The 8,064-nt window shown below is 58.0% G+C and carries 7 protein-coding genes and 1 pseudogene; 4 read left to right on the top strand and 4 right to left on the bottom strand.

Translation table 11 applies throughout. The annotated features are described in order from the left end of the window. The 3 genes from ABX749_RS13965 to ABX749_RS13955 form a co-directional block, all read left to right on the top strand. Positions 1-1,716, top strand: a 1,716-nt coding sequence (locus ABX749_RS13965; protein WP_372896510.1) for a HEAT repeat domain-containing protein, incomplete at its 5' end; no start/stop codon positions are given. Positions 1,717-1,797: 81 nt separating this feature from the next. Next, a complete protein-coding gene (locus tag ABX749_RS13960; protein ID WP_372896509.1) occupies positions 1,798-2,673 on the top strand; it encodes an MBL fold metallo-hydrolase in 876 nt (291 codons plus the stop codon). A 41-nt stretch (positions 2,674-2,714) separates the two neighbouring features. Next, positions 2,715-3,503: an SDR family NAD(P)-dependent oxidoreductase gene (locus ABX749_RS13955; RefSeq protein WP_372896508.1), complete on the top strand. Its 789-nt coding sequence runs from the start codon at positions 2,715-2,717 to the stop codon at positions 3,501-3,503. A 285-nt stretch (positions 3,504-3,788) separates the two neighbouring features. On the opposite strand, the gene ABX749_RS13950 is transcribed toward ABX749_RS13955, so the two are convergent. Both ABX749_RS13950 and ABX749_RS13945 read right to left on the bottom strand, forming a co-directional pair. Beyond that, complete coding sequence (locus ABX749_RS13950) at positions 3,789-4,217, bottom strand: Hsp20/alpha crystallin family protein (protein WP_145214397.1); 429 nt, start codon at positions 4,215-4,217, stop codon at positions 3,789-3,791. 131 nt (positions 4,218-4,348) lie between these two features. Continuing rightward, positions 4,349-4,777, bottom strand: coding sequence for an Hsp20/alpha crystallin family protein (locus ABX749_RS13945; protein WP_145214400.1), 429 nt, complete (start codon positions 4,775-4,777; stop codon positions 4,349-4,351). Between the two features lie 294 nt (positions 4,778-5,071). Between ABX749_RS13945 and ABX749_RS13940 the strand changes: the two genes are divergently transcribed. Then, positions 5,072-6,388: a hypothetical protein gene (locus ABX749_RS13940; RefSeq protein ID WP_372896507.1), complete on the top strand. Its 1,317-nt coding sequence runs from the start codon at positions 5,072-5,074 to the stop codon at positions 6,386-6,388. 120 nt (positions 6,389-6,508) lie between these two features. Here the strand turns inward: ABX749_RS13940 and ABX749_RS13935 are convergent, their stop codons facing one another. Further along, positions 6,509-7,399: a hypothetical protein gene (locus ABX749_RS13935; protein WP_372896506.1), complete on the bottom strand. Its 891-nt coding sequence runs from the start codon at positions 7,397-7,399 to the stop codon at positions 6,509-6,511. Between the two features lie 461 nt (positions 7,400-7,860). After that, positions 7,861-8,064, bottom strand: a pseudogene (locus ABX749_RS13930) (acetylglucosamine-6-sulfatase); the annotation flags it as partial.

The raw sequence follows: 8,064 nt of genomic DNA, 5'->3' as shown, positions 1-8,064 counted from the left end.
GCCGAGGGACTGGCCAAAACAAAACAACGCGCCGCCCCCTACCGAGATCGCTTGATCGAATTGCTCGGCGACCCGGCCTCGGCGGTCCGCGCCGCGGCGATCGTCGCCGTTTCCGTCGCGGCGGAGCCGGATGATCAGATGATCCAATGGATCATCGATGCCGTGCTGGACCCCGACGTCCAAGTGCGCAGCGGCGGCGTGATCGCACTACGCAATTTGGATGATGCGTCGGATCGAGCAGTCGACCGATTGATCGAATTGCTGGAACAAGACGACAGCCAACAACGAGACGCCGCCGCGTTCGCGCTCGGCACCTTGGGACCTCGCAGCGAAAGGGCGGTCGGCCCGCTTGTCGCCGCACTCAAACGAGACTCAAACGCCGATGCAGAAACCGATTCCGACCAACCGATGCCGATCGATGAAGCGCTGCGACGAATCGGGGCCGCATCGGTTCCGGCACTCTTGAACGCGGCGTCCGATGCCGACCATTCTCGCGTCCGATTGGCCAAGGCGCTCGCGCAAATCGGCCCGGTCGCGACGCCACCCCTGCTCAACGCGTTGCGAAATGAAACGGGTGCGGCAAAGACGATTGCGGCACAGGCGATCGGCAAGATGCGTTCGGTTCCGGCAGCGGCGATCGAACCGTTGGCGGCCTGCCTGGATGATGTCGATCCGAATCTGCGTGAAGTCGCAGCGGCGTCGCTGGGGCGTTATCCGCAACTGGACGATGCCGTGGTGTCGCGGCTTCGAACACTGTGCCAGGATCCCGAACAAGGGGTGCGAGCGGCAGCGGTGTTGGCCGTGGCCAACGTGGATCAGGACCAACCACGCGTCACGACATTGTTGCTCGACGCGCTCGACGATGACGATCCCGAGGTGCGACGCAGCGCGATCGGCGGTTTGACCCGAATGGAATCGAAATCCACCGCAGCGATCGATGCGTTGATTGTCGGCCTGGACGACTCCGACGCGAGCGTGCGCCGTGATGCGGCGATCGCGATCGAAGCGGTCGGGGAGTCTGCAAGACGGTGCTCTCCGCGGTTGATGCAATTGCTCGGCGATCATGACGCCTCGGTGCGTGCCGCGGCGGCTGCGGCACTGGCCACCACGGCGGAACCCTCGGCAGAACTGATCGCGGCGCTGGGCAATGGTCTGTCAGATGCCGAAGATCTGGTCGTGCTCGCGTCGCTGCGTTCGGTCACGACGTTGGGCGACCAGGCCGGTTCATTGTCCGACAACGTGATCGCCCTGACGAACCATTCATGGTCCGATCTGCGCGCCGCCGCGTTGGCTTGTCTGGCAAAGATCGAATCGGATCGGGAAAAATCGGTGCCGCTGTTGATCCAGGGGCTCGACGATGTGGATTGGGCGGTCCGTCGCGATGCCGCGGTGGCGTTGGGTGATTTGGGTGCCGATGCCAAGTCCGCCGTGCCGGCGCTGTTCAAGTTGTTGCCGGTGCCCGACGACACGAATTTTGCCAAAGACGCCCTGCGTTCGATCAATACCGCCGGCCCCGAAGCCGTCCCCGTTCTACTGGAAGGCATCGAATCCAACGATCGACGGCAACAGTACTATTCGCTGTACATGCTCGGCAAAGTCCGTCCCCGGGCGACCGAAGCGCTCCCGATTCTGAAGCGATTGCTGGACGAAACCGACAGCCGAGGCATGAAGCGGGCGTATGAACGGGCGATCGACGAGATCAACGGTCGCGAGTGACTGATCAGTGAAGTAAGCATCCTGCTTGCCACTCGGGTATAAACGCAAGCAGGATGCTTACGCCACTCGAGAAATCGTCCCATGAGTTCAGACCATCGCCTCACGATCACGGGATATTCCACCGCGCTGTTTTCGACGTGGTATTTCGTCGACGAACTGGGTTGTCTGTTTGATTGTGGCGACGGCGTGTCTGCGGGGCTGCTTCAAAAGTCCAGGAAAGTCAAACACGTCTTCATCTCGCACGCCGACCGCGACCACTTGGCCGGGTTGCTGCAATTCAATCAGCTCAATGCGCGACCGGAATTGTCGATCTATTACCCACGCCATTCGGGATCGTTTCCCGCACTGGCCGGGTTCATGGGGAAATTTGATCCACAGATCTCGGGGGCGAAGTGGATCCCACTTGATCCGGGAGACGAGGTGCCGCTGCGAAGTGACTTGGTGGTGCGCGCGGTCGCCAATCGTCACGTGCCGATCCTGCCCGGCCGATCGAAAAGCCTGAGTTACTTCGTCGAAGCGATCAGCAACAAACTCAAGCCCGAGTACGTCGGCTTGTCGGGCAAGGAAATCGTTGCGATCAAGATGGAGAAAGGGAAAGCGGCGATTGTTGAACCGATCCGGCGGACCAAACTAGTCTATTCGGGCGACACGCCGATCGAAACCGACGGGCGGTACGACGATGCCGACGTGTTGATTCACGAAGCGACGTTTTTAACCGAGGAAGAAATGAACCCTGCCGATCCGAGCTTGAATCGGCACAGTTCCCTCGATCAGGTGATGCAGATGGTATCCCAGAGTCGCATCAAGACGCTCGTGCTGGGGCACTTCTCGACGCGTTATGATGAGCGACAGATTTTGCAGGCGGTCGCACAGATTCGAGAACGCTATCCGATGGAGATCCCCATCAAGGTGATCCTGCCGGGTAAGATCGGTCGCGACATCTTGGCCGATGCCTGATTGATTCAATTGTCGCCGAAAACTTCATGAAGGAGTTCCGCATGCCTGAAACAGCCGTCTTGCCGGGAATCAAACTGTTTGATCTGACCAACCAGGTGGCCATGGTGACGGGGGGATCGAAGGGACTGGGATATGCGATGGCGGCGGGACTGGCGTCGGCCGGTGCCAACATTGCTTTGTGCAGCCGAAACGCCGCCGAAGCAGAACAAGCTGCGACGCAGATCGGCGACCATTACGGGGTGCGAGCGATCGGCGTACAGGCCGATGTGACCGACGCACGCCAGATCGAAACCTTTGTCGCAAACGTGGAACAAGCCTTCGGCGCGGTCGACATCCTGGTCAACAACGCGGGCGTCAACATTCGTGGCGCGATCGGCGACTTGACCTACGAGGATTTTCGCAAGGTCCAGCAAATCAATGTCGACGGAGTCTGGTCGGTCTGCAAGGCCGTGATTCCCAACATGAAACGACGCGGTCGTGGACGGATCATCAACTTGGCCAGCACCTTGGGACTGGTCGGTCTGGCCAATCGCACCCCTTATGCGACCAGCAAAGGCGCGATCGTGCAGATGACACGCGCCCTTGCGTTGGAACTGGCCGACGACGGCATCACAGTCAACGCGATTTGCCCGGGCCCCTTTTTGACGCCGATGAATGAACCGATCGCGGAGTCGGAAGAGGCAAAGAAATTCATCGTCGGGGCGGTCGCATTGAACCGCTGGGGAAGGATGGAAGAGATTCAAGGTGCCGCGATCTATCTGGCCAGTGCGGCATCGAGCTACACCACCGGCAGCATGCTGGTCGTCGACGGCGGATGGACGGCGCGCTGATCGATTCGTCGGCTCCCCGCCTGCCCACGCGGCCACGATTCGCTTCGCTCGAGACGCCCGGACGCTGGCGCGAACCGGCTGATGTCAATTGATGATCAGCCGTTGGGCGTGAGCCTACGGGTCCAGACGAGAGGCCGTGGTCAACGGCGAACCGCAAACGTCCGCGTCAACGGACGCCTGCGGTTCGCCGTTAGGCGAACGTTGTTTCGCCTAACGGTTTGCCTGATCAAGCCGCTTTGACTTCGATCCGCTTGGACCGTTTCGATGCGTGTTTTGGCAATCGAATCAGTTGGCTTTGACTTGGATGCGACGCGGCTTCGCGTGATCGGACTTCGGCAGGTGCAGCGTCAACACGCCATCATGCATTTCAGCCGAGATGGCTTCGCTGTTGATCGCTTCACCGATCGTGAACGTCCGGTGGAAGTCGCCCACACCGTATTCGCTGTAAAGGTATCCTTCGCCATCATGCCAGCGGTCCACCTTTGCGTGGATCGTCAATCGACGGTTCTCGAACTGAATGTCCAAGTCGTCGGTGTTGACGCCGGGCAGATCGCCGTACAGGATCAACTCCTCGTCGCCTTCCCAAATGTCGAATCGGGGTTGGAAGGTCGATCGAGCTTGCTGACCGTTCTCGTTCAGGTATTCGCTGACACGTCGGTTACCGTTTTGTTGTAGGGTTTCGTTTTGATTGGTGGTTGTCATGGTGGTACTCATCGCACACCTCCATTGAGAATCACAGTGTTTCTGAACAATGAATCACGCGCCGCAGGCATCGGCGGCTCGCCTGGCCGACGAACCGCCTCCGCGCCTGTCGCTCAACGCGCTGCATCAATTTGCCTTGGCTTCTAATTTGCCTTGACTTCGATGCGTCGCGGCTTGACGGCTTCACTTTTTGGCAGCGTGATATGCAGCACGCCGTTTTTAAACTCAGCCGATACATTTTCGGCATCAATGTCGCCGGGCAATTCGACCATCCGGCTGAACTTTCCATAGCCGCGTTCTTGACGATGCCAGGTTCCGCCTTCATGTTCCGGCGGCTTGCGTTCACCCTTGAGGGTCAACTGGTTTCCGGTGACATAGATTTCCAAATCATCCATGCAGAATCCGGGCAATTCGGCTTCAGCGAACAGGTTGTCGTCGTCTTCCCAGACGTTCAACGCAGGGTAACTTCCGACACCCATCACGCTGCCGTTGGTGCCACGGCTGAACAGTCGGTCCATCTCGCGGCTGAGCCGATTCAGCTCAGTCCAAGGTTCCCATCGAGTCGCTAACATGTTTGTACCCTCCTTTTAAACGGGTTCAAAAGAATGGTGTTTTCTCAACGAGTGAATGGGTTTGATTCACCCGAGTGCCTTTTTGACAGTCTCGCCTGTCCGCCGGCTTAAATTTGCAACGGCCGTACCAATTCTGGAAGGATTCTGGGCCGTACTTTGCGACCGCAAAAATGTCTTCTGCCGACGCGCCAAACTGGCGCGATCACGGCCAATCTGTCACGCCGGACGCCCGGTGACGCCGTATGGCATCGCGATTGCGTAACGATGCGGCTGAAAAACAGGGGGAAAGAACTGATGAACCAAGCAAGCACTCAACGAAAACCCGCGTTGTTCGTTTTTGCCGTCCTGGCTTTCGCCACACTGGGCATCGGAACCTATTGGTGCTGGGATCGGTGGCAGGCCGAAAAGCGACTCGCCGTCGAACTCGGACAACGTGTCGCCGAGTTGAACCAACGACTGCGTGACCACGACGATCACGTCGCCGAACTCAAGTCGCTGATCGGGTTCGACAAAGTGACCTCGATGGACACCATCCGGGACGCCTATCAGGACGATGTCTTGGCATACGGTGGCGGATTGCCCGATGACCAGCTCAACTACCGAACCTTGGTTGGGATGACGCTGGACAGCAACCGCCGCATGAACGGACAACTTGCACAGCTAACCGAAAGCAACCAGGAACTTCTCCAATCACGCGACCAACTACGCGAGTCGTTCGAACAGCAGATCGAGGTCATTCAGCAATCGGCCGACCGGCTGGCGGACCAACTGGCCGATCAGCGTGAGGCGTTCAACCAGCAACGAGACGAACTTCGAAAAACCACCGAGCGATTCGCCGACCAACTGGAACAACAGCGACGCGAAAAGTACCAGTTGATGGCCGAGTTCAACGAGCAGCTGCGGCAGCTCGAGACGGAACTCAATCGCAAAGAGCGTCTGGTGGCCAATCTTTCGGATAAACTTCGACCGCCTACCGACGACGACGTTCAACCAGACGGCTACATTTCGCTGACCGAACCGGCGTCCGAAGTGGTTTGGATCAATCTCGGATCGGCCGACGGTTTGCGATCCGGTGTCACGTTCTCGGTCTACGAAACGCGTGATGACGCCATCATCGAAACGCAACCCAAAGCAACCATCGAAGTCGCGCGGATTGCCGGCGAGCATCTTGCCGAAGCACGCGTCACCGATCTCGACGACAACCGGTTCCTTTTTCAAGGCGATGCCATTCACTCACCGATTTGGAACGCCGGCTCGACAGTCGGAGTCGCCATCGCGGGCCGGATCGATTTCGATGCCGACGGGCAATCCGACTTCGATCGACTGCGACAGATCGTCGGTCAGTTCGGTGGATCGATCGATTTTGTGCTGCGTCCCGACGGTGAAGTACAGGGCGAGTTGACCGCCGACACTCGCTACTTGATCGTCGGAGAGAGCCCCGACGAAGACGCTGCCAAACCGGACGAAATGGACGTCAGCGACGTTCAGATTCGATACGAGCAGGCGATTCATGAAGCTCGGACACTCGGCATCGAACGGATCGGCCCCAAGGAGTTTCTCGACCGACTCGGTTGGCGACCGCCACGAATCGAACAACTGACCCGCAAGTAGCGCTCGAACTCCATTCAGTCTTCGAATTGCGTTGGTCGAGTGGAAAGAGGTCAGGTTGTAACTCTCGGTGAGGTCCGCTACCGCAATAGTAAATGAGGCCCGAGCACGAGCCGCCTGGCTTCAATCAATCCATTTCACCCGACAGTCGGCATTCTCAACGAGTGAAAGGTTTTCACACACGTCTTTTGCGATCGAATCGACAACGGCCTTTGGCAGATCACCTTCGACGGTGACCGTCAACTGATCCATGTCGTCGGTATAGCGGACGCGCACTCCGTCGATGGTGATCTTCTTGGTCCGCCAATCGTCGTCGTCTTCTGGATCCGGATCAATTGGCGTGTAGGGCACTTGTGGTCGGTAAAGCGAGTCGTAGGCCTCCATGTTCGGCTCCGCACCGATCTCGTCAGCCAGATCGTCCTCAGGGTCCAAACCGGCCCTCGGGTACTCCAACGCGAACTTTCGCATGTCGTAGTTCCAAAGATGCAAGCCGCTCCCGTCATGACGAGCCACCTGGAATCGAATCCACTGCCGTTTGGTCAATCGATCCCAGCGGAATTCGGCGAGAGACAACGACCAGTCATCAATGTTCTCCAGGAACCCATCGTCGGACAACACCTTGCCACCACGGACAAGGATCGACGATCCATCATCACTGAGCGTCGCTTGGTGATCGCTGATCCACCCCGGCTGTTCACCGGTTGAATGAATTTCACTCATTGCCAGTGTCTCAGTGTCGAGCCGATAGATCGGCGTGTGACCGACATCTCGCTGATCGGGGTAACCAACGTTCCCGAGGATCAGAATACTTTGACCGTCATTGATGGCCGTCGCCGAATGAAAGTCAGTCGGCCGAAAGACGGATTCGGGGTACCCAAAGATTCGCACATCACCATCGCGTGACTCGATGATGACATCGTTGTAAATAAAGAAATCGGGATCGTAAAAATCTTCGTGCTCGCCGGCGATCCAAAACACTCGCCCGTCGGCCAACTCGGTTCTTGATTGCCCCATGCGACACCCAGCCCAGCGTGGTTCGCTTGGGAAATCCACGCGGCGGAGCATCTTTTGTAGGCGGCTTCGAAAACGCTCGTTTGCGTGATAGGGGTCGACACGACCGCGAAAAAGCCAGCGCCAGACAGGATTGGTCATGTCTTCAGCCGGTGAACGGCCCCGAACAGCCTTCTGCCAACGACGAAAGAGTTTCGACGTCACCTCGGGTCCGGGCTCACGATCCGCGTCTGTCAATTCGTCTTCGTCGTATCCCAAGACCATTGCACCGTATCGGGGTTCTCCACTCAACATTCCTCGAACCATCACGACACGTCATCCAGGACGCAAGTTCGCACCCGACGTCCGCTCGTTCCCCAAGTGTTCCAAATGGCGGAAGCACAGATTAAAGGGAAGTGGCAGAATGATATGGGGCAGAATGATGTTTTGACCGTTCGTGATAAGCGAGAAGGCTCGGCGTCTTTCTATCGGATCGACTTTTCGTCCAGCGGAACGTGCCGATCAAACAGAGTTCCGTAGCGTTGGTAATCGTTGTAATCCACCGCCTGCTGCTTCCACTTCGCCAATTCTTGGTCGTACCGCTTTCGCATCTGTTCCAACGTTGCGGCGTGCTCGGGGCGATTGGCCTGATTGACAAGTTCCAGCGGATCGTTTTCGGTATCGAACAG

The organism is Stieleria sp., from assembly GCF_041595215.1.
GTDB lineage: Bacteria > Planctomycetota > Planctomycetia > Pirellulales > Pirellulaceae > Stieleria > Stieleria magnilauensis.
This window is presented reverse-complemented; position numbering and strand designations above follow the sequence as displayed.